Source organism: Dehalococcoidia bacterium (assembly GCA_040902535.1).
GTDB lineage: Bacteria > Chloroflexota > Dehalococcoidia > DSTF01 > JACRBR01 > JBBDXD01.
Genome location: JBBDXD010000003.1, coordinates 14655 through 40961, shown reverse-complemented (window position 1 = coordinate 40961; position 26307 = coordinate 14655). Strand labels below are relative to the sequence as shown.

General features: G+C 66.5%; 23 protein-coding genes. 13 read left to right on the top strand and 10 right to left on the bottom strand.

Annotated features, from left to right (window positions below; all coding sequences use genetic code 11):
• Positions 1 to 319: 319 nt before the first annotated feature.
• From WEB52_01440 to WEB52_01420, 5 genes are all read right to left on the bottom strand, one after another.
• Complete coding sequence (locus WEB52_01440) at positions 320 to 1492, bottom strand: thiolase family protein (GenBank protein MEX2225093.1); 1173 nt, start codon at positions 1490 to 1492, stop codon at positions 320 to 322.
• Between the two features lie 951 nt (positions 1493 to 2443).
• A complete protein-coding gene (locus WEB52_01435; protein ID MEX2225092.1) occupies positions 2444 to 3196 on the bottom strand; it encodes an enoyl-CoA hydratase/isomerase family protein in 753 nt (250 codons plus the stop codon).
• A gap of 29 nt (positions 3197 to 3225) precedes the next feature.
• Positions 3226 to 3618: a cupin domain-containing protein gene (locus WEB52_01430; protein MEX2225091.1), complete on the bottom strand. Its 393-nt coding sequence runs from the start codon at positions 3616 to 3618 to the stop codon at positions 3226 to 3228.
• Positions 3615 to 5096 carry a D-aminoacylase gene (locus tag WEB52_01425; protein ID MEX2225090.1) on the bottom strand — a complete coding sequence of 494 codons (1482 nt, stop codon included), beginning with the start codon at positions 5094 to 5096 and terminating at the stop codon, positions 3615 to 3617. The genes WEB52_01430 and WEB52_01425 overlap by 4 nt, the downstream gene beginning before the upstream one ends.
• 1 nt (position 5097) lies before the next feature.
• Positions 5098 to 6192, bottom strand: coding sequence for a Gfo/Idh/MocA family oxidoreductase (locus WEB52_01420; protein ID MEX2225089.1), 1095 nt, complete (start codon positions 6190 to 6192; stop codon positions 5098 to 5100).
• A gap of 315 nt (positions 6193 to 6507) precedes the next feature.
• Here WEB52_01420 and WEB52_01415 point away from each other — a divergent pair, with 315 nt between their 5' ends.
• From WEB52_01415 to WEB52_01405, 3 genes are all read left to right on the top strand, one after another.
• A complete protein-coding gene (locus WEB52_01415; GenBank protein MEX2225088.1) occupies positions 6508 to 7413 on the top strand; it encodes an ABC transporter substrate-binding protein in 906 nt (301 codons plus the stop codon).
• 72 nt (positions 7414 to 7485) lie between these two features.
• Positions 7486 to 8310: an amino acid ABC transporter permease gene (locus tag WEB52_01410; GenBank protein MEX2225087.1), complete on the top strand. Its 825-nt coding sequence runs from the start codon at positions 7486 to 7488 to the stop codon at positions 8308 to 8310.
• Positions 8310 to 9071: an amino acid ABC transporter ATP-binding protein gene (locus WEB52_01405; protein MEX2225086.1), complete on the top strand. Its 762-nt coding sequence runs from the start codon at positions 8310 to 8312 to the stop codon at positions 9069 to 9071. Before WEB52_01410 ends, WEB52_01405 begins: the two co-directional genes overlap by 1 nt.
• Positions 9072 to 9670: 599 nt before the next feature.
• Here the strand turns inward: WEB52_01405 and WEB52_01400 are convergent.
• Entirely contained in the window at positions 9671 to 10441 is a 771-nt protein-coding gene (locus tag WEB52_01400) for an SDR family oxidoreductase (GenBank protein MEX2225085.1), read from the bottom strand.
• Positions 10442 to 10576: 135 nt separating this feature from the next.
• Here WEB52_01400 and WEB52_01395 point away from each other — a divergent pair, with 135 nt between their 5' ends.
• The 6 genes from WEB52_01395 (at position 10577) to WEB52_01370 (ending at position 16315) form a co-directional block, all read left to right on the top strand.
• Positions 10577 to 11326 (top strand): SDR family oxidoreductase, encoded by a 750-nt coding sequence (locus WEB52_01395; protein ID MEX2225084.1) that lies wholly within the window; start codon positions 10577 to 10579, stop codon positions 11324 to 11326.
• A 63-nt stretch (positions 11327 to 11389) separates the two neighbouring features.
• Positions 11390 to 12337 (top strand): TIGR03560 family F420-dependent LLM class oxidoreductase, encoded by a 948-nt coding sequence (locus tag WEB52_01390; protein ID MEX2225083.1) that lies wholly within the window; start codon positions 11390 to 11392, stop codon positions 12335 to 12337.
• A gap of 158 nt (positions 12338 to 12495) precedes the next feature.
• A complete protein-coding gene (locus tag WEB52_01385; protein MEX2225082.1) occupies positions 12496 to 12903 on the top strand; it encodes a zinc-ribbon domain containing protein in 408 nt (135 codons plus the stop codon).
• A 160-nt stretch (positions 12904 to 13063) separates the two neighbouring features.
• Positions 13064 to 14650, top strand: a complete 1587-nt coding sequence (locus WEB52_01380) for a hypothetical protein (GenBank protein ID MEX2225081.1) — start codon at positions 13064 to 13066, stop codon at positions 14648 to 14650.
• 113 nt (positions 14651 to 14763) lie between these two features.
• Complete coding sequence (locus WEB52_01375; protein ID MEX2225080.1) at positions 14764 to 15849, top strand: glycosyltransferase family 4 protein; 1086 nt, start codon at positions 14764 to 14766, stop codon at positions 15847 to 15849.
• 136 nt (positions 15850 to 15985) lie between these two features.
• A complete protein-coding gene (locus tag WEB52_01370) occupies positions 15986 to 16315 on the top strand; it encodes a hypothetical protein (GenBank protein ID MEX2225079.1) in 330 nt (109 codons plus the stop codon).
• On the opposite strand, the gene WEB52_01365 is transcribed toward WEB52_01370, so the two are convergent.
• The 3 genes from WEB52_01365 to WEB52_01355 form a co-directional block, all read right to left on the bottom strand.
• Positions 16316 to 17707, bottom strand: a complete 1392-nt coding sequence (locus WEB52_01365) for a hypothetical protein (GenBank protein ID MEX2225078.1) — start codon at positions 17705 to 17707, stop codon at positions 16316 to 16318.
• Positions 17708 to 17971: 264 nt separating this feature from the next.
• Positions 17972 to 18919 carry an aldo/keto reductase gene (locus WEB52_01360; protein MEX2225077.1) on the bottom strand — a complete coding sequence of 316 codons (948 nt, stop codon included), beginning with the start codon at positions 18917 to 18919 and terminating at the stop codon, positions 17972 to 17974.
• 98 nt (positions 18920 to 19017) lie between these two features.
• Entirely contained in the window at positions 19018 to 20709 is a 1692-nt protein-coding gene (locus WEB52_01355) for an ABC transporter substrate-binding protein (GenBank protein MEX2225076.1), read from the bottom strand.
• Positions 20710 to 20958: 249 nt separating this feature from the next.
• On the opposite strand from WEB52_01355, the gene WEB52_01350 reads away from it, so the two are divergent.
• Positions 20959 to 22245, top strand: a complete 1287-nt coding sequence (locus tag WEB52_01350; GenBank protein ID MEX2225075.1) for a citrate synthase — start codon at positions 20959 to 20961, stop codon at positions 22243 to 22245.
• A 57-nt stretch (positions 22246 to 22302) separates the two neighbouring features.
• Here WEB52_01350 and WEB52_01345 read toward each other — a convergent pair whose 3' ends face one another.
• Complete coding sequence (locus WEB52_01345; protein MEX2225074.1) at positions 22303 to 22977, bottom strand: hypothetical protein; 675 nt, start codon at positions 22975 to 22977, stop codon at positions 22303 to 22305.
• A gap of 121 nt (positions 22978 to 23098) precedes the next feature.
• Here WEB52_01345 and WEB52_01340 point away from each other — a divergent pair, with 121 nt between their 5' ends.
• The 3 genes from WEB52_01340 (at position 23099) to WEB52_01330 (ending at position 26292) form a co-directional block, all read left to right on the top strand.
• Positions 23099 to 23881: an alpha/beta hydrolase gene (locus WEB52_01340; protein MEX2225073.1), complete on the top strand. Its 783-nt coding sequence runs from the start codon at positions 23099 to 23101 to the stop codon at positions 23879 to 23881.
• Between the two features lie 366 nt (positions 23882 to 24247).
• Entirely contained in the window at positions 24248 to 24751 is a 504-nt protein-coding gene (locus WEB52_01335; GenBank protein ID MEX2225072.1) for a CAP domain-containing protein, read from the top strand.
• A gap of 251 nt (positions 24752 to 25002) precedes the next feature.
• Positions 25003 to 26292 (top strand): pitrilysin family protein, encoded by a 1290-nt coding sequence (locus WEB52_01330; GenBank protein ID MEX2225071.1) that lies wholly within the window; start codon positions 25003 to 25005, stop codon positions 26290 to 26292.
• The last annotated feature ends 15 nt before the right edge of the window (positions 26293 to 26307 follow it).

Genomic DNA, 26307 nt, shown 5'->3' with positions numbered 1-26307 from the left:
AGTCCGGGTGCCCTTGCGGGCCGGACGGGGGTTTGCGCCACCAAGCACAAAACGCCGCGATTATAGCGTTGCGCCTTCGAGGGTCAAGCCGCCAGGGATCAGGGTTTGCCCGGAATCCGCCCTCTTTCCTACCCCCGCGAATGCACTGTACAGAGCAAGATTCGAATCTGGATCGTGCGATTCAGGCCAAGAACACAAATTTCACTGAGATGACATTTCTTGGAGCAAAAATCGACGGATTCGCCATCACCTGGGCAGCGAAAGGGCCGCCAAATCGGCGACCCTCGCGTATGTTCGACGCATCGCTTCTACCGTACTTCTATACTCGCTCGAAGATCGATGCGATGCCCTGGCCGCCGCCGATGCACAGGCTGACCAGCCCGTAGCGCGAGTTGCGACGCTCCATTTCGTGCATGATCTTCACGGTGAGGATCGCGCCCGTCGCGCCGACGGGGTGGCCGAGCGCGATGGCGCCGCCGTTGACGTTTGTCTTCTCCGGATCCAGTCCGAGAACCGTGCTGCACGCGGCGGCGACCGAAGCGAACGCCTCGTTGAGTTCGATCAGATCGATCTGGTCGAGCGTGAGGCCGGCTTTCTCAAGCACCTTCTGCACCGCCGGGATCGGGCCGGCGCCCATGATCGAAGGCTCGACGCCGGACTCGGCGCGCGCGACGAGCTTGAGGCGCGGCTTCACGCCCAGCTCGCGCGCTTTGGACGCGCTCATGAGCACGACGGCGGCGGCGCCGTCGTTGATGCCGCTGGCGTTGCCGGCGGTGACCATGCCGCCTTCCTTGAAGGCAGGCTTGAGCTTGCCCAGCGCTTCCATGCTGGTCATCCGCGGGTGCTCGTCCTGGTCGATGGTCACGGTCTCGCGGCCGGACTTCACTTCGACGGGCACGATCTCGTCCTTGAACCTGCCGGCTTCGATGGCGGCGGCGGCGCGTTCCTGGGAGCGGACGGCGACTTCGTCCTGCGCCTCGCGGGAGATCTCGTACTTCTCGGCCAGGTTTTCGGCGGTGATGCCCATGTGGGACTTGCTGAAGGGGTCGCCGAGCAGGTGGAGGATGCCGTCCTCGAGTGTGCCGTTGCCCATCCGGTAGCCGGTGCGCCCCTGCCGCATGTAGTACGGCATCATCGTCATGTTCTCGGCGCCGCCCGCGACGACGACGGACGCGTCGCCGGTCTGGATGTAGCGGGCAGCGGTATTGATCGCCTCGAGTCCGCTGCCGCAGATGCGATTGACGGTGACGGCCGGGGTCTCAATGGGCATGCCCGCCTTGATGGCGGCGTACCGTGAGATGTAGCCATCTTCCATCACCTGGCCGACGCAGCCGAGGACGACGTGTTCGACCTGCTCGGGCTGGATGCCAGCGCGCTTTACGGCCTCCTTGATGACGATCGCGCCGAGGTCGGAAGCCGACAGGTTCGCGTAGGCGCCCTGGAACTTGCCGATGGGCGTGCGGACGCCGCTAACGATGACTACGTCTTCCATGTCGACCCCCTTCAGGTGGGCGCTTTATGTTCGGGCGGAGTTCCACAGGCGGATGCAGATCGAGTATAGGTACGGGTTTCTCAGAGCGTCAAACACGCGGTTGCCGCGCGGCTTGACGTGTTTCCTCACAGTCGCGGGCGGGTCGGCGTCTCGTCCTGTGGCCGATCGTCGCGTTGCTCGTAGCCTGTGCAGCGCACGACGGGGAGGCGCGGGTACTTCGGGAAGCGCGGGTCATCTTGCGAGCGCGCGCACATGACGAACGTCGAGCCGCGCGCCGATTGGATGATGCGCGCGTGAAGACAGGTGGGGCAGAGGCCGGCGGACGAGGGAACAGCATCGGGTCGCATGGGGCGATTGTGCCGGAAAGGGTGAGCGCTCGCCTCTCTGGCCGATGGGGCAACCGGAGAGGCGAGCGCTCAAGGAGTTCACGTGAACAGATCCAACACAGGGCGATGGGGGTGGTCCTTAGCCGGCTCCGTTCAGGGTGCTTAACGACGGATAGCAGCGAAAAGTGACGCGGGTACGCCGAAACGTCGAAATTGACAGAGCGTGGCTTCGGGCGAGGAGGGGCAGAGTCCGCAGATAGGGCAGATGGGTTTTTGGTAGACCGTGGGACAGGCGCGCGTGCTGCGGTTCCGAGTAGCGATGAATCAGGGCGCCGTGACGAGATCCTTCCCCCCGCTTCGCTTGGTCAGGATGACGGGAACCGCTGGTCAGGATTGACGGGGCCACGGCGGCTCGCTGTTCTTGGCCGAGGAGGGCCGCGTCCGCAGATGGGGCAGATGGGTTTTGGTAGACAGTGGGACAGGCGCGCGTGCTCGGATCCGTGTCGGGATGATGAGGGCCCGTGAGGAGATCCTTCCCCGCGCTTCGCTTGGTCAGGATGACGGGACCTTCGCTTGGTCAGGATGACGGGAACCGCTGGTCAGGATGACGGGACCTCGGCGGTGGCTAGCTGTTCTCGAATCGGGGTGGGCGCTTTTGCAGGAAGGCGTCGACGCCCTCCGCGCGGTCGGCGGTCGTCTGGAGGATGATCGTGAGGTCCGTCTCCAGCCGCAGCGCTTCGGCGAGCGGCAGGTCGAGGCCGCGCAGCATCGCTTCCTTGGCGTAGCGGACGGCGATCGGCCCCTGCGCGGCGATGGCTTCGGCGAGGCGCTCGGCGCGGTCGCGCACGCCGGGGCGCGGCAGCGCCTCGTTCACGACGCCGGTCGCGGCAGCGCGACGGCCATCGATGCGGCCGCCGAGGAGCACCAGTTCGGCTGCCAGCCCGCGTCCGGCGAGCCGCGGCAGCCGCACCGTCGCGCCGCCGAAGGGCACGCTGCCCATGGCGACGTCGGGGACGGCGAACATGGCGTCCTCGCTGGCGATGCGCACGTCGCAGGCGAGCGCCAGTTCGAACCCGGCGCCGATCGCGTCGCCTTCGATGACGGCGATGACGGGCTGGCCCATCAGTTCCAGGCAGCGAAACGGCAGCCGCGCCGGGTCGGCGACGATGGCGGACGCAGCGAGGCGTCCCGAAGAGAAGACGTCGCCGGCGGCCGTCAAAAGCACGACGTGCACGCCGTGATCGTCGTGGAGCGCGGCGCTGACGGCGTCCAACTCGTCGAGGAAGCGCGCGTCGATGGGGTTGCCCGCGGCGGGACGGTTCAATCGCACTTCGGCGATGTGGCCGCGCGTCTCGAGGGCGATGGTCTCGTACGTCATGCGCCGATCGTAACAGAAGGCACGAGCGGCTATCGCTCGAGGTCGCTCGTCGGGACGAATTGCCGGTCGGGCGACGAGAATACGATGTAGGTCCGTACCGGCGCATCGCCGTCGTTGATGAGCCGATGCGGGACGTTGCGGGGCACCACGATGAGGTCGCCGGCTTTCAACACCGTCTCCTGATCGCCCAGGGTGTGCCGCACCGCGCCATCGAGCACGTAGACGACTTCCTCGCAGTCGGGGTGGATGTGCTCGACGTTGCTCTTGCCGGCGTCGAAGATCGCGAGGCCGATGGTCTGCTCGGCGCCCGCGGGGTCACCTTCGCGCGCTGCCCAGTGGACGCTGCCGAAGTCCGTTTTCTCGGCGGCGGCGCCGACATTGCGGCGCACCTGATCGTCGATCGGCGGCACGTCCATCGTCATGCCCCTCGCCGCAGCATGCGGCCGCTGCGGGCGCCTGTCTGCTTGCCGTCGCGGGCGGCGACTTCGCCGTTGACGATGACGCAGTCGATGCCTGCGGGGTACTGGCGGGGGTCGTCGTAGGTGGCGACATCGGCGATGGTCTGCGGATCGAAGATGACGACGTCGGCGAACCAGCCGGGCTCCAGCACGCCGCGCTCCGTGACGCGATGCTTCCGCGCCGGCAGCGACGTCATCTTGCGCACGGCGTCCTCTAACGTCACGACGGGCTCGTTGCGCACGTACTGCTCGAGGACGCGGGCCATGGTGCCGTAGAGGCGGGGGTGGGGCTGGCCTTCGGTCGGCAGGCCATCGGAGCCGATCATGGCGTGCTCGTCGGCGATGACGCGGCGGACGTCATCTTCGTGCATGGTGAACATGGTCACCGAAGGCGTGTTCTCTTCGTCCTGGAGGATCTTGCGCACGGCGTCATCGAGCGGCAAGTCCAGCTCGGCGGCGATGTCAGAGATGTAGCGGCCTTCGTACTTCTCCTTGTTGAACTTGACGCTGGCGATGATCGACGGGATGTGCTCCCACATTCCTGGCCCTCCGGCGCGCACCATCGCCGCCAGCGACGACGACGATGCGACGTAGGGGTACACGTCGAGCGTTATGTCGAGGCCGCGGGCGCGCGCCTGCGCGATGAGCGCCAGGGAGTCCTTCGTCATGCCGAAGCACGCGGGAGAGCCGGCCTTGTGGTGCGAGAGTTGCACGGGGCAGCCTGACTGCTCGCCGATCGCGATCGCTTCCTGCACCGCTTCGAGCAGTCCGGGACCTTCGTTGCGGATGTGACTGGTGTAGATGCCGCCGTGCTGCGCGGCGACGCGGGCGAGTTCGACGATCTCGGGCGTCTGCGCCCAGCGCCCGGGCGGATAGATGAGGCCCGTCGAGAGGCCGATCGCGCCGGCGGCCATGCCCTCTTCGACCAACTCGCGCATCTGCGCCAGCTCGGCGGCTTCCGGCTCGCGGCGTTCGTTTTCGAGCGTGTTGCAGCGCACGACGCCGTGGGCTATGTACGCCGTGACGTTGCAGGCGGGCCGGGCGCGGTCGACGGCATCGAAGTATTCGGACGTCGTGCGCCACGGCAGGTCGGAGTCGCCGAGGATCGGGCCGAAGCCCACGGGATAGTAAGCGCGAAAGACGTCGTTGGCTGGCGCGACGCCGGCGCCGCAGTTGCCTACGACGTCGGTCGTGACGCCCTGCATGATTTTGAAGTCCATCGCAGGCGCGCGGACGACGGCAGCGTCATCGTGGGCGTGGACGTCGATGAAGCCGGGGCAGACGACGTGCCCGCGCGCGTCTATTTCGAGGGTCGCATCGCCGGAAACATCACCGACGGCTTCGATGCGGTCGCGGCGCACGCCGATGTCGCCGGGGCGGGGCGGCGCGCCGGTACCATCGATGATGGCGGCATTGCGGATGACCAGGTCGTAACGCGCCACGTCACGCCACCTCGACGGGACGGCCTTCGCGCGCCGACGCGTAGATCGCATCGACGACTCGGTGCGCGTAGACCGCGACATCGAAGTCCGGGGATGCGGGACGGTCCTCGCTCACGGCCTGCAAAAACCGATAGTTCTCCAGCAAGTAGTCCTGCCCCTGGTACTGCGGCGTCATCAGCCGCAGCAGAGGCTCCTCGGTGATGCCTGCGATCTCGACGTGACGGCGGACGACCGCTTCGGGCGAGACTTCGCCGCGGCCGCCGTCTGACTGACGGTCGGTGCGGATGGCAGCGGCCCAGTCATCGTCATCCCAGGCGAACTGGGCGTTCTCACAGCAGACGCTCAGGCGCCGGCTGGAACCGCGATGCAGGATGTTGTGCCAGATGGAGATGTGGTTCGCGACGGCGCCGCTTTTGAACTCGATGAGCGCGTTGCTGAGGTCTTCGACGCCTTCCTTGCCCGCGAAGTTGCGGAGGGTGCCCGTGACCCGGCTCACCGGACCGAAGAAGGACACCAGCAGGTCGATGTCGTGGATGGCGTGCTCGAGCAGGGTGCCCGCGCCGACCTGCGAGACATCGCCGCGCCAGGTGCTGGCGTAGTGGCCCTGGATGGGGAAGAACTGGTCGTCGATCAGGGCTGCCGTCATGACGCGGCCCGCGCCGGGCTCGCGCGAGAGTTCGCGCGTGACGTTCATCACCGCCGAACAGCGCATGACGAGGCCGACCTGGTGCGTGACGCCGGCCTGTTTCGCGGCCTCGCTCATCGCGGCGGCGTCTTCGGCGTGAAAGGCCAGCGGCTTCTCACAGAACAGCGCCTTTCCGGCGGCAAGCACCTTCTCGGCGAGCGCGCGGTGGTTGTGAGTCGGCGTGCAGATGTAGACGGTGTTGATGTCCGGCGCGGCGATCAGCTCATCGGGGTCGGCGGTCGCGAGGCGCATGCCGGCCTGGCGCGCGAAGCTCGCCCGGCGCTCATCATCGGCATCGCAGACGCCGACGAGTTCGCCATCGATGAGGCCGTTCTTGATGAGGTAGTGTGCCGACCTGCTGTGCGTCGTGCCCATGCGGCCGCCGCCGATGATGCCGATGGTGGGACGCATCTTGACGCTCCTGCTGCGCGCGCGGACCTGACGCGCGCACCAGCGTACCCATGGGGCGCCGGACGGTACAGCACCGCCGCCGACTTTTGCGGTCGCCGTCACCTTTGACGGGCAGGCGCTGTTATTCAGGTTGAGCAGCGGTATGGCTTCGGACCACCCCCATCGACCGGAGTCAGCCGCTGCTCACCTGCTTTTTCCAATGCTGCTTCGCGCGGATTTCAGCTATGCACGTTGACTCGGCACTCGTCCGGGCGGGATCATGATTCGCCGGGCGCCTCCAGGAAGGAGGCGACCGAACGAGCAGGAGGAGGATTCATGTTCACCCGCACCAGGAGATACGTCGCCGCCGGCCTCTTGGCCGTCGTCGCGACGGCTGCATTCGCCGTCGCATGCGGCGATGACGACGACGACGGAGACGGCGACGAACCGACGACCGCAGCGACATCGGCGGCGACGCCGGAAGGAGAGGACACGCCCGCTGGCGGTACGGACGTCATCGACGTATCGGGCGTGCCCGAACTGCAGGACGGCACGTGGACGATCGGCTCTGACATCGCCTACGCGCCGATCGAGTTCGTGGACGAGAACGGCAACAACGTCGGCCTCGACATCGACCTTGCGGAGGCGATGGCGGCGCGACTGGGCGTCGAGGTGGCGTTCGAGAATGCGACGTTCGACGGCCTGATCCCGGCCTTGCTCGCCGAGCGCTACGACTCGCTCATGTCGGCGATGACGATCAACCCCGAACGCGACGAAGAGGTCGACTTCGTGCCGTACTTCAACGCAGGCTCGGGGCTGATCGTCCCGGCGGGCAACCCTAACGGCATCGAGACGCCGGCGGATCTGTGCGGCCTGACGGTCTCGGTGCAGGAAGGGACGATCCAGGTGGACCTGCTGGAGGCGCAGAGCGCCGAATGCGATGAGGCGATCAACATCCTGCGCCTCCCGACGGATCCGGAAGCGGTGCAGGCGCTGCTCGCGGGCCAGGCGGACGCGGAGATCGCCGACTTCCCCGTCGCCGCGTATTCGGCGACGCAGTCCGACGGCGACCTGGAGTTCATACCGAACCCGATCGAGCCGTTCACGTATGGCATCGCCTTGCGGCCGGGCAGCGATGAACTGGAAGCGGTGCTGCAGGAGGCACTGGACCAACTGATCGCCGATGGCGAGTACGAAGAGATCCTCGAAGGGTGGAACCTGTCGGCCGGCGCGATAGAGTAACGGCAGCCGCCGGACTGTAGGACAAGCAGCGAGGGCCCCCGGCGCGCCGGGGGCTCTCTGCATACGCAAATGATGCTCGAACTGCCCGCGATCGTCTGCTACCCGCTCCTCGCCCAGGAGTTCGACTTCGGGACGGTGCGGGAATACCTCTTCCGCGAAAGCATCATGCAGGCCGCGTGGCGGACGCTGCAGATCTCGGTGCTGGCGCAGGTCATCGGGATCGCGCTCGGTGTGCTGACGGCGGTGCCGCGCAACTTGAAGATCCCCGTGCTCGGCCAGGCATGCGGCCTCTACGTCTGGTTCTTCCGCGGGACGCCGTTGCTGCTGCAGATCATCTTCTGGTTCAGCGCACTGCCGCTGTATGCCCCCGACGACGCCGGGTGGTGGATCTTCCAGTACAGGCACGATTGGCTGCTGCTATCGCCGTTCCAAGCGGCGCTCATCGGGTTGGCGGTGAACGAAGGCGCGTACATGTCGGAGATCGTGCGCGGTGGCATCGAGTCGATCGAGTCGGGGCAGCTCGACGCTTCGAAGTCGCTCGGCATGACGCGCCTGCAGGCGATGCGTCACGTGATCCTGCCTCAGGCTGTGCGCGTCATCGTGCCGCCGACGGGCAACGAGTTCAACGCGATGCTGAAGAACTCGTCGCTAGCGTCGGTGATCTCGTACCCGGAGCTGTTGTTCTCGGCGCGGGGGGTGTACGCGCGTAACTACCAGGTGATGGAGCTGCTCGTCGTCGCGAGCCTGTGGTACCTGTTCTTCACGACGGTCTGGACGTTCATCCAGGCCGAGATCGAACAGGCGTTGCGGCCGGAGCGCGCGCAGGACAGCATCTTCGCGAGGTTGCGACGGGCGTGGGCGCTGCCCGACCGCTGGACGCGGGGCGGAGAAGGCTGATGCCGGCGATGGTGCAGATCCAGGACGTACACAAGCGCTTCGGCAAGCTGGAAGTGCTGAAGGGCGTCACGTTCGACGTGGAGCAGGGCGAGGTTATCGTGATCCTGGGGCCGAGCGGCTCCGGGAAGAGCACGCTGCTCCGGCTGGTCGCACATCTCGACGGCCTCGATGCGGGGCGTATTTACGTCGACGGTCACCTGGTGGGATACGAAGAACGCGGCGCCAAACTGCGGCCGCTCGGCGACCGCGCGGCGTCGAAGGCGCGCGCCGAAGTGGGCATGGTGTTCCAGCGCTTCAATCTCTTTCCGCACCTGAGCGCGTTGGGCAACGTGACGATTGCTCCGATGAAGGTGCGGGGCGCCGCCAGGAACTACGCCGCCGAGAAGGCGACGGAACTGCTGAAGCAGGTGGGGCTTGGTGACAAGCTCGACGCGTATCCGTCGCAGCTGTCGGGCGGCCAGCAGCAGCGCGTCGCGATCGCCCGGGCGCTGGCGATGCAGCCGAAGGTGATGCTGTTCGACGAAGCGACGTCGGCGCTCGATCCGGAACTCGTCGGCGAGGTGCTGGAGGTGATGAAGGAACTGGCGCGCATCGGCATGACGATGATCGTCGTGACGCACGAGATGGGCTTCGCGCGGGAAGCCGCCGACAGGATGATGCTGATGGATGAGGGGGTGATCGTCGAAGAGAATGCGCCGGCGGCGTTCTTCGACAGCCCGCAGCACGCGCGGACGCAGGCGTTTCTTTCGAAGATTTTGTAAGGCCGGTTCACCGCCGAGGCGCAGAGGCGCAGAGGCGCAGAGGCGCAGAGGTTTTTGTTGATCGAGCGCGGGCTTTCAGCCCGCGCAGTTGCGTGCGGCACGTTGGCATGAGTGCGGGTGCGCGACGGGATTCTCCGCGTCGCTCTGAATGACGGGGTCTCAGTGATCGTGTGTGCGGAGGGAGTTTGTCGCTTCGCTCTGAATGACGGGGCTCAGCGATGTTGTGTGCGGAGGGAGTTTGTCGTGTTGGAGATTCTTCGCTTCGCTCTGAATGACGGGTGTTGGGGCGCTGAAGGACGGGTTCGGTGCGTTGCATGACGGGATTCTTCGCTTCGCTCAGCATGACGGGTGTCGGGCGCCCAGACGTGATCGCTTCATTCGTCGATGGTGCAGCGGGGAGATTCTTCGCTTCGCTCAGAATGACGGGTGCCGGCGCGCTGAAGGACGGGTTCGGTGCGTTGCATGATGGGATTCTTCGCTTCGCTCAGAATGACGGGGCTCAGCGATGTTGTGTGCGGAGGGAGTTTGTCGTGTTGGAGATTCTTCGCTTCGCTCTGAATGACGGGTGTTGGCGCGCTGAGTGACGAATGCCGGCGCGATTACACGAGGCCGAGCAGCGAGTAACCGCCATCGACGAGGATCGTTTGGCCGACGATCATCGATGCGGCGGGTGATGCGAGGAAGGCAACGGCGTCGGCGACGTCTTCGGGGCGCACGTGACGGCCGGCGGGCACCTTTGCCTCGTAGCCGCCGATGAGGTCGCTGTCCATCATGCGCACGCCGTCGGTGCCTTCGACGAGCCCCGCGGATACGGCGTTGACGCGGATACCGCGCGGCGCCAGTTCTACGGCGAGGTAGATCGTCAGCGCCTGCAGGGCGCCCTTCGTGACGCCGACGGGCGCGTACTTCGGCAGGTAGCGCTCGGAGCCGGGGCTCAGCAGGTTGACGATCGACGAGCCTTCGTGCATGTGCTTGACGGCGGCCTGGGCGGCGAACCACGGCCCGAACACGTTGACGTCCATCGTGTGGTGCAGGTGCTTGGGCAGCGAATCGATGGCAGGGCGCGGGCGCTCGAGGCCGCGGGCGGCGCTGTTCACCAGCACGTCGATCCTGCCGAAGCGGGCGGCGACATCCCGCACCAACGCGAAGACGGCTTCGCGGTCGCCGACGTCGCACTGGTACGCCTCGGCGTCGATTCGGAGACCGCGCAGTTCGGAGACGGTTGCGGCGGCATGCTCGCGGCTGCGCGAGTAGGCGATCGCCACGGCCGCGCCTTCGCCTGCCAGCTTGAGCGCGATCGCCTTGCCGATGCCGCGCGTGCCGCCGGTGATCAGCGCGACTTTTCCGTCGAAGCGGTGGTCGTCTGGCATGTCGCTCGCCTCCGCCCCGCAGGGTAACGGGCGGATCGATGGCGAACCACGGCGCTAATTCGACAGCAAGATGGGCGTCGACGCGTTTGACTTCCAACAACGGCTCCCCGGCGATGCAGCGCGTACACTCCCGGCATGAGCCTAGAAGGACGGGTGGCGCTGGTCACCGGCGCCGGCGGGCAGGGCATGGGCCGCAGCATCGCGCTGACGCTGGCGCGCGATGGCGCGGACATCGTGCTGAACCATCATCGCAAGCACGAGCAGGCGGAGAACACCGCGCGGGCCATCGAGCAGATGGGGCGCCGCGTCTTGCCGTACGCCGGTGATGTCGCCAATCCGTCGCAGGTGGATGCGATGGTCGCCGCCGGTATCGAGCGCTTCGGTCACGTCGACATCGTCGTGAATAGCGCGGGCGGCCCGTGGACGCCGCAGGACGTGACGCAGATCGAGCCCGCGCATCTGCGCGAAGTGCTGGGTGAGGAGATCGAGAGCGTGTTCTACATCTTGCGGACGGTGCTGCCCGGGATGCGCGAACGCCGGTGGGGCCGCATCGTGTCGATCGGCGGGCACATGGCGGAGGCGTGGCGCTTCGGGCCGCCGGAGGCGCCGATCGACTATCCGCTCGGGAAGGCGGCGCGCCACTGGCTGACGCGCACGCTGGCGCCGCTCGAACGGCCATACGGCATCACGATCAACGCGGTCGCGCCGGGGCCGACGCGCCGGATCACGCTCGACGAGGCGCTCGCGGCGCTGCGGGGCGAGGACGTCGGCGGCGCCGGCAACCACCCGCAGCACATCGCGGACGTCGTCGCGTACTTCTGCTCGGACGGCGCTGAGCGCGTCACGGGCGCTGTCGTGCCCGTGCCGGGGGCGACCGCCATCTAGTGCGCGTAGTCCGGGCGCGCCGTACAGTCATCGCCACGAGATCAGCGCGGCGGAGGTGATGTGATGGCGAAGATGAAGTTCGGCATACAGACAAGCCTGAACAACGTCGAATGGCGGGAGATCGAGGATATGTGGCGGTTCCTCGACCGCGAGACGCGCTTCGATAGCGTGTGGACCTTCGACCACTTCGTCCCGCCGGGCGCGGGGCAGGACCCAAACGCCAACTGCTTCGAGGGCTGGTCGGCGCTGGCGGCGCTCGCTGCGGTGACGGAGCGCGTGCGCGTCGGCTGCCTGGTCACGGGCGTGACGTACCGGGAGCCTGCAGTGCTCGCGAAGATGGCCGTCACGATCGACCATCTCAGCAAGGGACGGCTGGAGTTCGGGCTGGGGGCGGCCTGGCACGCCGGCGAGCACCAGATGTACGGGATCCCGTTTCCGGGCGTGAAGGAACGCCAGGACCGCCTGGAAGAGGCGACGCTGCTCATCAAGACGCTGTTTGACTCCGAAGCGCCCGTGAACTTTGAAGGCAAGTACTATCGGCTGAAGGACGCGGTGTTCCTGCCGAAGAGCGTGCAGAAGCCGCACCCGCCGATCATGATCGGGGGCGGCGGCGAGAAGCGGACGCTGCGCACGCTCGCGAAGTACGGCGACGTGATGAACGTGTCGGGCACGCCTTCGATCGTGAAGGAGAAGATCGCCGTGCTCGAGCGCCACTGCCGGGACGTGGGCCGCAACCCCGCCGAGATCGAGAAGACCGTCTTCGGGACGATGGTCGTTTCGGAGAACACGGGGCTGATCGACCGGGTGGCGGCGATGTTCGGCGCCGGCCTGGGGCTGAAGCCGGAGGAGGCGAAGGAACAGCTTCCGATCGGCTCAGCGGCCCACGTGCGGGAGGTCGTCGAGCGGTACGCGGAGGCGGGCGTGACGCAGATGATCATGGCCAGCCAGGGCCCCTGGAAGCGCGAAGTCTACCAGCGGATTAACGACGAGGTGGTGGCCACCTTCGCCTGAGGGAGTTGACTCGCATGGAGAAGCGGTTGCAGGGGGGTTGACGGCTCTGATACTGTAGCCGCACCTATTTAGTAAAGTTTCCCGTCCACGTCCGCCGCGAACCCATCCAGATTCGCCCGCTCCGACGACACAGGAAACGCATTACCCAGGAGGTCGTCGTGACGCAAGACAAGACCATTGCTTGTCAGGATTGTGGAGCGGAGTTCGCGTTCACAGGGGAAGAGCAGGAGTACTACGCCAGCCGGGGCTTCACGAATGAGCCGAAGCGCTGCCCCGATTGCCGTCGTCAGCGCAAAGCGCAGCGCAACGACGGTGGCGGCGCGCGCTCCGGCAGTTTCGGCGGCGGCGGCGGTGGCGGCGGATACCGCGCAGGGGGCGGCGGGGGCGGCGGTTATTCGCCCGGCCCGCGGCAAATGTATCCGGCGACGTGCGCGCAGTGCGGCCGCGAGACGGAAGTGCCGTTCCAGCCGCGAGGCGACCGGCCGGTGTATTGCCGCGACTGCTTCAGCACGCGGGCGCCAGATCCGGGCCGTGGCGGCGGCGGCGGCGGCGGTCGCCGGTACTAGTTCGCGACCACCTGTCTGACTTTAACCCGCGTAGAGTCGCTGTGCCGCGCCTTCGTGACACTGCGCATGCGGATGCTTGCGCTTAGCATCGGAACGTTGACCCGCAAGATCGACGCCCCGTAGAATAGCCGCTTGGGGCGGGGCGGAAGGATCCGGGTTGATGCGAAGATTCCCACGACGAGTCCGTCGAGGACTGCTGCGCGCGCGGACACTGTTCCTGGCGGCGGCAGTCCTTTCGTTATGTACGCTCGCAGGCAGCGGCATCACGCCGTTCACCGATGACGGGCGCGGCGCGCAGGCGGCGCCACCGATGGCGTTCACCTTCGGCAAAGAGAACTCATGGATCCGCGTCCAGAACATCGCCAGCGTGCCTGCGTCTGTGACCGTCCGCTACTACAACGAGGCTGGCGCGAACATCGCAACGGACCAGTACCCGGACCTTGGTCCGGGGCAGGGCTGGACCTTCTTCCAGGAGGGCAACCCCAGCCTGCCGATCGGCTACAAGGGTTCGGCGATCGTCGAGAGCGACCAGGCGATCGTCGCGCTGCAGGCGAAGGACATCCGGCGCGGCGGCGCGTTCATGATCGATGGCAACACGACGACCACGGCGGTGGGGGCGAGCCGCATGTACCTGCCGCTGATCGCGAACCGCGACGGCGCGCAGCAGGATTCGATGGGACGATTCGCGCTGCAAAACTTGAGCGATGACGTGACGGCGTGCGCGACGATCACCTATCTCAGCAACTACACGGATGGCGAGATCGCGTGGGACCCCTACATGCCCGGCACGAACGGCGCCAAACAGGCCGGGTGCCCGAACGGCGGCCGTCCGGTGCCGCCCCGCGCCACGTTGTTCCGCGATCCGGACACGTTCGGAGTGCCGGCGAAGTTCACCGGGTCGGTGCGCATCGATACGCACAAGAACGCGGCGGGCGATGAGCCGGCGGACCAACTGCTGACCGCCACCGCCGACGCCTGGAACACGATCTTCAGCCTCTTCGCGTCGTATCGCGCGCTCGATGAGAGCGAGATGAGCACGACGGTGCTGCTGCCGCTCGTCGACCGCGAAGTCGGCGCGTTCAACGGCTATAGCACGCGCTTCCAGATCGTCAACAAAGATCCGAAGAAGCCGGCGCAGGTGACGATCCGGATCGAGGGCTTTGACCTCAACAACGGCAACGCGTTCGTGGCGAAGCAGAACACCCTGACGGTGAACGGCGCGCGTCTCTGCTTCCAGGACCGCGACGACTTCGCGAACTGCCTGGCGTCGGGCGACCGTCTGCCGGCGAACTTCGTCGGCACGGCGCGGATCACGTCCACGCAGCCGCTCGGGGTGATCGTCAACCGCGGCACGCGTTTCGGCGAGACGTTCACGAACTACCGCGGCTTCACGCCGCAGGACGGCGCGACGCGGGTGCTGCTGCCCGTGCTGAACAAGAACTACGGCCCGTTCCAGGGAAGGGCGGGCTGGAACTCCTGGTTCCGCGTGCTGGTCGCCGACGGCGGCTCGGCGAACGTGCGGATCCGGTACTTCGGGCTCGACCTGCCGGGGGGCGAGCAGTCGTATACCGTGTCGGCGTTCCGCGAGTTCACGGTCTTCCAGTTCAACGAGCGCTTCTTGCCGAATGGCTTCGCTGGCACGGCGATCCTCGAGTCGGACCGGCCGATCGTGGCGCTCGGCAACATCTACACCGACGTCTTTACCGGCGACACGGACCTGACCTACAACGGCATCCCGCTTCAGTAGGCTCGACGCGGGCAGTCGCGGCATACAATGGGCGCGATGGTGAACATCGCGCCCGTTTCGTGCCTGACGTGCCGCGCCGACGAACGCCGGCCTTGCGCCGTCGTGGCTGCGCCGTGAAGATCGTCTACCTGGCCGATGCTCCGTACGTTCACACGCGGCGCTGGGTCGAGCATTTCGCGCGTCTGGGCCACGAGGCTCACGTGATCTCGTTTCGCCCTGCGGACATCGACGGTGCGACGGTACACCACATCGACGGGTTGGAGGCGATCGGCAAGGCACGCTACGTCGTACACGCGCGGCGCGTGCGGGCGTTGGTGCGCGAACTGGCGCCTGACCTGGTACACGCGCTCCATCTCACGAGCTACGGCTTCCTCGCCGGGCTGACGGGCGTGCAGCCATCGATCGTTTCCGTCTGGGGCACCGACGTCCTGGAAGCGCCCACACTGACGCCGATGCACCGGTGGGTCACGCAACGCGCGCTCAGCCGCGCCGGCGCGATCACGGCCACCGGACTGCGACTCGCGGAAGCGACGCTGCCGTACGTGCCGAGCGGCAAAGGCGTCATCGTCATTCCGTACGGCGTGGAGTTGGGGCGCTTCACACCGCGACCGCGCGAGGAGCGCGCGAGGCTGACCGTCGGTGCGACTTCGCGACTATCGCCGGAGAAAGGATTGCCGCACCTTCTGCGCGCTACGGGCATGTTGCGCGACCGCGGCATCGACATCCAACTGGTGCTCGCCGGCGAGGGGCCGTCCCGCAAGCAGGTCGAAGGGCTGATTAAGGACTTACGACTTGGCGACCGCGTCGAGTTGCTCGGCGACGTGCCGCACGAGGATGTGCCCGCCGTGCTGCAGCGTCTCGACGTGTTCGCGTTGCCTTCGACCTGGGAGGGATTCGGCGTATCGGCGGTGGAAGCGAGCGCGATGCAGCTTCCGATCGTCGCGTCGGACATCCACGGCATCCCGGACGTCGTGGTCGACGGGCAAACCGGGCTGCTGGTGCCGCCCGCGAACGCCGCGCCGATCGCCGGGGCGATCGAGGAATTGGCGCGCGATGCACCGCTGCGTCAGCGCATGGGCGAAGCCGGGCGAGCGTTCGTGGAGGCGAATTATCGCTGGAGCGACAACGCGGCGCTCATGGAGCGGCTGTACGAAGAGATGACGGCGCGCGGAACGGAGTTTCGCGCAGACGCGTCGTGAACGCGATCCTCGTGCATCCGGGCGCTGGCCCCGATGCGATGAGGGTTTGTGCGCGGCAATATCAGGGGATGCCCGCTCATCGGCTCGCCCGCGTTGGAGGATAGTTGGCCGAGCATCAACGCAGGGAAGGCACACGATGAGCGACGCACCACAACTCCGCACCGAAGTACGCAGCCTGCTGCTCGAGTTCGACCGATCGTTCGCGCCTTCGGACCGAAGGGCGACGGATGCGACGCGTCACGCGTACCGGCTGCGGTTCGCGCTCGCGCGCGTCGAAGAGCAGGCACAGGCAGCGGTGATGCAGAGTCCGCTGTACACGCCGGGCCGCTTCGACATCGCGCTTTCGATCTTGCGGCTCGACATTGACCGCGCGCGCAACTTCTTCCGCTCGCTTGCGCCCGTCGCCGTCGCGGTGCAGGCCGTCGGTGCTCCGGCTGAAGAAGAAGTGGCGCAGCGCGCCGCCTAGCTACGGGGCGATGCCACCGGGATCGCCTTCTTCCAGCGGTTGCGTGAAGGCGCGGCCGACGTCGGCGAGGTCCCCGGCCAGGTCATCGCCGGCCGGCTGAGCGCCAGTTTCTACCCAGGTCACGAGGTCTACGAACGCGCGCATTCGCTCTTCGTCGCTGAACGCGCAGTGGCCGGGGCGGCGCATCGCGCGCTGCACGAGCAGGTCGCCACGGCCGGCTGCATCGACGATCTCGCGATAGCGCTGTTCGAGGCTGATCGGCACAAATAGATCGCCGGTGCCGTGGATCGTCAGGTGAGGCGACTGGATACGCCCGGTGAGGTCCGCGAACTCCGGCCAGCGCTCGGCGTCGCGGTACATGACATTGGCGGAGATGCGCGAAATATCGCGGTTGAGCTGCGCGGACGTGACGCCGAAGCCCGCGTCGATCTCGTACACGGCATCGACGTTTTGCGCGGCGGCATTCGAGGGGCCGGCGTTAGCGACAGCGTTCACGAGGATGGCGAAGTTGAAGGCGTAGTTCATCGCGTAGCCTTCGCGGAAGAACGGGCGCTCGCCCCCGGTGAGATTCTTGATGACGTTGGCGAAGGCGCTGCCGGCGGCGGTCGGCTGATCGACGGGACCGAGCTGCGGCGCGATCTGGCCCCTGATCGTCGTGCCGAAGGTCTCCGCGTCCTGCGTCACTCCGCGCAGGTCGACGCCGGCGAAGTAGCCTGAGAGCGCGCCCCAACTGAGGAAGTAGTCGAGCACGTCGTGGCCGGAAACGACGCCGCATTCGCTGAGCGCGCCGTCGTAGGCGGCCGGGTACTGCTCGAGCGAGAGCGAGACGACGTGCCCACCCATCGACTGGCCGTAGATGTAACCGCGCTCGGGCGCGCCGACTTGATCGGCAAAGATATCGAGGAGCGCGTAGGTGTCGCGCGCGCCGGCGCCGGGCTCGTAGCCGTTCTTCGAGTAGCTGGACGCCGCCCAGGCGTATCCGTTGGCGATGAGGTAGTCGCGCAGCGGCGGGAACGAGACCGTAAGCTGCGGCGGATTGCCGCGGAAGCCGTGGGCGTAATAGACGACCTCGCCGTTCCAGTTATCGGGGACTTCGATGCGGTAGCCGGAGCCTTCGTGGGCGCCGTAGATCGCGCGGGCGCCGGGCAGCGCCTCGAACGCCGGGTCGACGATCTGGTACTCGATGCTGACGGGTGTGACGGGCAGCATCTCAGGCGTTGCGACTGCGGCGGCGACTTCGGACGCCGCCGTCGGGGTGGTGATCGGCTGGACGACCGTCGTGGATGCGCTGCCGCCGCCGCATGACGCCGCCAGGATGGCGCATGCGAGCGCCGCGGCGCCGATGGCCGCCGGTCCGGTGATGCTACGTGTCCTGGAAGTTTTGCCGCCCAACCTGCCGCCGGCCCTCAGCCCTGCGCTACACGCCTTAAAGATCATTCTCTGCTCTGGAGAACGACCGGCGCGTGGCGGCGCCACCGCTCGTCTCGCCGAATCTCGTCATTTACGTCAACTTCCGGAGGCGATTCCGCGACAGCACGCAGAAGGCGCCGATTCGGCCCATTCACGCGCGCGCCGCACGTTATCGTCAACTTCGACGCTTATGGGTGATTCAGTTTAGCGTCCGCGCAGGCGTCATCTGTGCTTGCGCTCACAAAGTCAGCGCCGGCGCGTGATGGCGTCGACCTCGGCCAACTCTTCGGCGCTCAGACGCCATTCCGCCGCGCGGACGTTCTGCTCGACCTGCTCAGGCTTCGTCGCGCCCGCAATGACGCTCGAGATCACGGGCTGCGAGGCGAGCCAGCCGATCGCCAGGTCGACCATGCTGCGCCCGCGCGGCTCGATGAACGCCTCGAGCTTGGAGAGCACCTCGAAGTTGTCGTCGCTCAGCGCCTGTTTAGCGCGCTCGCCGCCCATCAGCGCGAGGCGCGTGCCTTCGGGCGGCGGCTGCCCGGGGCGATACTTGCCGGTGAGGAAGCCGCTGGCGAGCGGAAAGAACGGCAGCACGCCGAGGCCGTACTCTGCGCACGCCGGCACTAACTCCCTCTCGATGCGACGGTCCAGCAGGTTGTAGTGGTTTTGCGCGGAGATGAACGGCATGGTGCGGCCGGTGCGCGCGATCCACTGCGCCTCGACGACCTGCCAGCCCTGGTAATTCGAGCAGCCGATGTAGCGAACCTTGCCGGCGCGGACGACGTCGTCGAGCGCGCGCATAGTCTCGTCGATCGGCGTTGACTGATCCGGGGAATGGATCTGGTAGAGGTCGATGTAATCGGTGCCGAGGCGACGCAGGCTATCATCGACCGCATCGAAGATGTAGCGGCGCGAACCGCCGGCCCATAGCGGGCCTTCGCCCATGGGGCTGCGGAACTTCGTGGCGACGATCGCATCGCGGCGGCGGCCTTTGAGCGCGTTGCCGAGGAACTCCTCGGACTTGCCGCGCCCTCCGTACACGTCGGCGGTGTCGAAGAAGTTGATGCCAAGGTCGAGCGCGCGGTCGACGACGGCCTTCGTCTGTGCGTCATCGATCCGCATGCCGAAGTTGTTGCAACCAAGACCGGTCACCGACACCTGCAACCCGGACTTACCGAGACTCCTGTACTCCATGCGCCTCCTCTCCCGCCCGAAACGGGCGGCGACGGGATCGTAGATCGCCGGCGCGATAGAAACTACATCGGGGCTTTTGCGTCGCACGGGTGAGCGGGCTAGACGTCCATCCAGAAGGTGTTGATGAAATACCCTGAGGTGCCGATGCCGGCCGGGATGTTCTTGACCTGCGGCCGGTAGGCCAGGTGGTTATACGGCGTCACCAGCGGCAGCATCATCGGCGCTTTTTCGTAGATCACGCGCTGCGCCTCGTGCACCGCTTCCACGCGCTCCTCGAAGCCCAGCGTGCGGCTCACCTTCGCGACGGCGGCTTCGATATCGGGGTCGCCGAGGCCGCGCACGTATTTCTGGTCGCCGAACGGGCCACCCTCGAGGTGAAACGCGAGTGGCAGTTCCGGCGTCTCGTACGTCTGATTGAGGGCGAGCGAGCAGTCGTACCGCATGTTCAGGTAGTCGTCGATCCACGTCGTGAACTCGAGCGGGTCTTCGTCGACGTCGATGTCCGCCGCGCGCAGTTGCTCGATGAAGATCGGCAGGTGCGACGAATGCTCGAGGATCGGCGTATTTGCCGGATACATCATTTTGATGCGGATGCCGCCGACCTCCTTGACGATGCGCTTTGCTTCTTCGGGGTCGTACGGCTGGAGCCGCGCAAGTTCGTCGGGCGGGAGCGCGTAGGCGCCGAGTGACCATTGCACCAGACCGTCGGCCTGGGCGTCGCCACCGTACACGACGTCGACGAAGCGCTGGCGGTCGATTGCCAGAGAGATCGCGCGCCGCACGCGTGGATCGGTGAAGGGTGGGCGCGTCGGGTTCATGGTGAACGATACGTACGCGAAGAATGGGTCGCGCGCGATCACGGCGTCGCTGAGGGCGCGCGCTTCCTCGCCGCTGCCGGTCATGAGCAGGTGCACCTGATCCGTCTCGAATGCCGTCCGCTGCGTCGCGCGGTCGAAGATGACCAGCACGTCGAGCCCATCGACGTAGGGGAGTTGGGCGCCGTTGTTCTCGGGGTCGGTGCGGTAGTAGTTCGGGTTGCGGTCAAACTTGGCCGATTCGCTCTCGCGCGCGTCGGTCAAGCGAAAAGGCCCGGCGCCCGCGGCTTGCGCTGCGAGCCGATCGAGGTTGCCGGTCAACAGTTCGCGCGGGGCGATGGAGTTCGTGAATTGGCCGATGCGATTGAGGAACCATGCGTACGGCGCGGTGGTACGCACCGTCACGGCGCTGCCATCGACGCGCACGGAGTCGATGTGTTCGCTGGCGAACGAGTAATTCACGGCGTTCGGCGTCGAGCTGATGCGCTCGAGCGATACACGGACGTCTTCCGCATCCAGATCGCGTTCCGGCACGTCCAGGTCGTTGGGCCCGATCGTTACGCCCGGCCGCAACTGGAACACATACGTCAGCTCATCGACGATCTCGTACGACTCGGCGAGGTCGTGGTAGAGGAACTCGGGCTTGGTTGCAGACTGATTGACCAGCACGTTATACACGCGCGGGAAATACGCCGACGCAACGGCGATGCCGAGGTGCGGGTCGAACGTGCCCAGGCTCGCGGCGTTCGCCGTGACGAAGCGGCCGCCTCGCCGCGGCGGGCCGGCCGGATTGAGCACGTCCGGCTCCGACGGCGATGCCGTGCGGCCTTCAACGTCGGAGACGGTGGAGGTAGACGACGAGCCGCTGCACCCGGCGAGCAGGAGCGCCGCCGAGCCACCGGCCGCAGCAGCGCGGCTCAGAAAGCGCCGGCGCCCGATGCGCGCCGCCGAAAACCGGTCCCAGTAGCCGCCCAATCCCGGCCGCCTCGCGCTAACTGACCACCCGCCACCAAAAGTCCGACCAGTTGGTGAGTCGGAGTATGCGACCGGCGTCATTGCGGTGTCAAACGCGGCTCACCCGACTTCGCGCTGCGAGCGCGGACCGGACGCGATCGGATGTGCGCCGCGAGAGCGGATTCTATAGCTGCTATAGCTGCTATCCTCGGATCGAGCCACCGCACACGCGCGATCCGCGCGCGCGTCTCTCATCGCAAGGAGGCCTTGATGCCGAGCGACACGCTCACCGTCACCGACAATCGCACGGGCCAGTCGTACGAGATTCCCGTCAGCAACGGCACCGTGCGCGCGATGGACCTCCGGCAGATCCGGGTCAACGAGGGCGACTTCGGGCTGATGACGTACGACCCGGCGTTCACCAACACGGCGTCGTGCCAGAGCGCCATTACGTACATCGACGGGGACCGCGGTGTGCTCGAGTATCGCGGATATCCGATCGAGCAGTTGGCGGAGCAGAGCACCTACCTGGAAACCGCGTACTTGATCATCTACGGCGAACTGCCGACGAAGGCGCAACTCGACGAGTGGACGCACAACATCACGTACCACACGATGGTACACGAGAACATCAAGAAGTTCGTCGAGGGGTTTCGGTACGACGCACATCCCATGGGCATGCTCGTCGGCACGATCGGCGCGCTCTCGACGTTCTATCCGGAGGCGCGTCACGTCGACGACCCGGAGTCGCGCGAGGCGCAGACGTGGCGGCTGATCGCGAAGATGCCGACGCTCGCGGCGTTCTGTTACCGGCACAACCGCGGCATGCCGTATGTCTACCCGGACAACGGCCTGTCGTTCCCGGGCAATTTCCTGAACATGCTGTGGCGCATGGGCCAGGTGGAGTACAAGCCCAACCCGGTGCTGGAACGCGCGATGGATGTCCTGTTCATCCTGCACGCGGACCACGAGCAGAATTGCAGCACCAACGCCATGCGTTCGGTCGGCAGTTCGCGGAGCGACCCGTACTCGTCGACGGCGGCCGCGGCGGCGGCGCTCTACGGGCCGCTGCACGGCGGCGCCAACGAAGAAGTGCTGCGGATGCTCGAAGAGATCGGCGACAAGAAGCGGGTGCCGGAGTTCGTGAAGAAGTTCAAGTCCGGCGAAGGCCGCCTGATGGGCTTCGGGCACCGCGTGTACAAGAACTACGACCCGCGCGCCAAGATCATCAAGCGCACAGCCGATGAGGTGTTCGAGCAGGTTGGGCGCAACCCGCTGCTCGACATCGCGCTCGAGTTGGAGCGGATCGCGCTGGAGGATGACTACTTCATCGAACGCAAGTTGTACCCGAACGTCGATTTCTATTCGGGCATCATCTACCAGGCGCTTGGCTTCCCGGTCGAGATGTTCCCGGTGCTCTTCGCGATCCCGCGGACGGCGGGTTGGGTGGCGCAGTGGCGCGAGATGATCACGGACCCGGAGCAAAAGATCGCGCGACCGCGGCAGGTGTACACGGGGCGGCGGCAGTGCGACTACGTGCCGATGGACAAGCGCTGACGTTTCACGTCGTACCCGGCAATCTCGAGCATCGACTGATGCCGCGATCCTGCACAGTCAGCGACGCGTGCTGAGCGGCGTGTCGCGGAAACTGCGGATCACTTCACCGCAGAGCGCTTCGATGCCACGGCGGGGGACGGAGATCACGCGCAGGCCGGGAAGCGGCGCATCGGTGTAGAGGTTCGAGACGGCGTGGCGCAGCGGCGTCGCACCCCAGATGACGACGACATCGGCGCGGCGCATGTTCGCGATCGCATCGCGCTGCGAGTGCGACTTGCCCGTGCCGTCGACGAACTCAAGTTCGATGCCGTCACCGCCGAGGAGCGCCGTCAGTTCGTGCTGTTGCGGCGCCGTCCCACCGACGACGAGCACGTGCTTGACCTTGTTGCGCCGCAGCGTCATGCCGCAGGCGATCGCGGCGCGGCGATTGTTCGAGCCGCCACAGACTTCGCACGTCGTGCCGGACGTGACGACGGGCTCGCGGCGCTCGTTGCGCATGGACCGTGCGAGCGCGGCGCACTCGTCGCCGCAGACGCGCAGGAGCGTCGACGCCAGCGCGTTCTTCGCCGCGTCCAGCTTCGAGGATGCCATCGCCTTCTTGCGCGGGTTCGTCAGGCCGGCGGCTTCGAGCACGGCGCGGGCGCGGGCCATCGCGTCGGGCGTGTTATAGCCGTTGGCGCGAAGAAAGTCGTTGAGGTTGTGGGGAGCGTCGGCGGGCATGCTGGTGGTCACGTCCGGGGACTCTCAGGAGACGCACACACGCCAGGACGCCGTTCGAACATCGCTCGCATAACACTCCCAGTGTACGACTGCGCGCGATTGCCCGTAACGCCGCGATGTCTAGGATCGCGCTATGCCGTTTGTCGATGTCGAGGGCGGGCGCATCTACTACGAGCGGCACGGGCCGAAGCCCGGCGGCGCGCCGGCGATCGTCTTCGCGCACGGGGCGGGCGGCAACCACCTGTCGTGGTGGCAGCAGGTGCCACACTTCGAGAGCGGCTATACCTGCATCGTCTTCGACCACCGCGGGTTCGGGCAGTCGATCGACGCTGATGGCCGCATGGGCGCCGCCTTCGCCGATGACCTGCGGGCGCTGCTCGATCATTTGGCCATCGAACGGGCGCACCTCGTCGCGCAGTCGATGGGCGGCTGGACGTGCCTGCGGTTTGCGGTCCGGCACCCTGAGCGCGTCGTGAAGCTCGTCATGTCAGACACGCCGGGCGGACTTTCGACGCCGGAGGTGACGGCCGCCGCGCGCTCAGCGAGCCAGAACGCCGGGCCGCCGCCCGAGGGCGTGCATCCGGCGGCAGGCGCCCGCATGCGCGACGAACAACCGGACCTCGCGTTCCTTTACGCGGAGATCGACGCGCTCAATCCGCCCCGCGAGCGTGCTCAGTTGGGTGAACTCATACGCTCGTGCGGCAACGTGTCTGCCGAAGAAGCCGCCGGGGTCAAATTGCCCGTGCTGTTCATCGCCGGCGAGGAGGACATCGTCATTCAGCCGCCGATCATCGATGCGGCCGCCGGGTGCTTTCCGAACGCCAGCGTGGAGCGCGTCGCGAAGGCCGGACATTCTGTCTACTTCGAGCGGGCGGATATCTACAACGCCCTGGTCGATAAGTTCCTCGCGTCCTAAACCGGCATAGGAATAGCCGATGCGGGGCGTCGTGGTTCGCCCCGACATACCGATGTGGCGTATCTGGGTGGGCAGTCCCATAACAGACCTGTGACGGATCAGAGGGTAGTCAAGGCCTTGACGGCTCGTGTAGGGTAGCCGCGGCCTTGGGGCAGGGCCTCCTGGAACTGAAGAGCGACCCCGCTGGAACGAGTCGCGATTCCCTCGCCCCCGGGCGGAGGGAGCGAGCGCGCGCTGGCGCGCCTCAGTGCAAGGATTGCCATTGCGAAGGATCGCCACGCGCCGGGATGAGGGATTACGAATCCGGGTGCGCAGACCATCAGACGCGTCGATTCCATCCGATTGTGGAAGTGGAAGGAGTCGGACGTGAACCGGTGGCACCGTCTTCGATCGTATCTACCACTCGGGACGCTGGTGGTGTTTGGCGCCCTGGCGATCGGCCTGCTCTCCGGCTGCACGGTCGAGGTGGCGGCGGAAATCAAGACCTACAGCGGCATCAACCAGATCCGGGCGTCGCGCGGGCTGCCACCGCTGGTCGCCGACCCGGCGTTGGTGGAGATCGCGCGCATCCGCAGCCGCGACATGGCGGCGCGCGGCTACTTCAGCCACCAGCCTCCGGACGGCTGCAACTACGTCTGTCTGATGGACCAGCGCGGCGTTCCGCACGCATGGGCCGGCGAGAACATCGCGTGGAACACGTGGGACTGGCCGCAGACGGCGGACGTCGCGGTCGAGATGTGGCGGAAGAGTCCGGGGCACATGGAGAACATCCTTGGCTGCCACTACACGCGCTTCGGCACCGGGGTCGCGAAGGGCCGCGACGGCAAGGTGTACTTCACGATGATTTTCGATGGGAATCGCCCCTGCTGATCGACGGCAGGGCGTGACATTGGGAGGGGCGCAGCCTAATGCGCCTCTCTTCGTTTTTTCGGCAGATGCAGGGTCGCGGCGGATCGACAACGTCGTTGTTCAATTGTGATCATGAGGAACCTGGAACCTCAGGTCCACGCTGACCGGTTTAGGTTCTAAGTTCGAGGTTCTTGGTCCTTCGTTCAAAACACATGGGCCCACGTGAAAGCAAGAGCGCGTCAACAGCGAACCCTGTTACACTGATCGCATCCATGACATCACCCTTCGAAGACCCCCAGTACTGCAAGACGACGCTCGATAACGGCCTACGCATCCTGTCGGCGCCGATGCCGGGGACGCGATCTGTCTCCGTCAGCGTCTACGTCGGCGCGGGCTCCCGCTATGAGACGCCGGTTGAAGCCGGGCTCTCGCACCTGCTGGAGCACCTGCTGTTCAAGGGCACCGAGAAGCGGCCCTCGGCACAGTTAATCTCGGAGACGATCGACGCGGTCGGCGGCGTCATGAACGCCGGCACCGACCGGGAGTTGACCGTCTACTACGCGAAGGTCGCCCGGCCGCACTTTCAGCGCGCCGCCGATGTGCTCGCGGACATGATTCGCAACCCGCTCATCGCGGCGGCGGAGATCGAAAAAGAGCGGAAGGTCGTCATCGAGGAGTTGGCGTCGATCGAGGACTCGCCAGCGCAACTCGTCGACGTGCTGCTCGACGCGACGATGTGGCCGGACCAGCCCCTGGGGCGCGACGTGGCGGGCACCGAGGCGTCCGTCAACGGCCTAACGCGTGAGGGGACGCTGGACTACATGCACCGCCAGTACGTGCCGAACAACATCGTCGTGGCGGTGGCGGGGGCGATCGAGCACGGCGAGATCGTCGAGTTTTTCCGTGATGCGCTGGGCGACTGGAAGGCGGGCAGCCCGTCGGACTGGATTCCCGCGATCGACGGCCAGACGGCCCCGCGGGCGCGGGTGCAGTACAAGCGCACGGAGCAGGCGCACATCGAGATCGCGGTACACGCGCTCTCGAACCAGGACCCCGATCGTTTCGCGGTCGACCTGATCAGCGTCATCCTCGGCGAAGGCATGAGCAGCCGGCTGTTCATGGAGCTGCGCGAAAAGCGCGCCCTCTGCTACGACGTCCACAGCTACGCCAGCCACTACCTGGACACGGGCGCGTTCGCGGTCTACGCGGGTGTCGACCCGAAGAAGACCGTCGAGGCGACGGGGGCGCTGCTCGAGCAGCTCGCGCTGGTGCGCGACAGCGGCGTCAGCGACGACGAACTGCACAAGGCGAAGGAACTGTCGAAGGGACGGCTGCTGCTGCGGATGGAAGACACGCGCAACGTCAGCGGCTGGATCGGCGGCCAAGAGATGCTCAACGGCTTCGTGCGGACGCCCGACGAAGTGGTTGCGCTGGTCGACGCGGTGACGAGCGACGACATTCGTCGCGTCGCGAAGAAGCTGCTCGATGAGCGAAAGCTCTCGCTCGCGCTCGTCGGGCCGTTCAAGTCTGACAAGCGGTTCGCTTCGCTGCTGAAGGTGTAGCCATTCGGTCAGTCG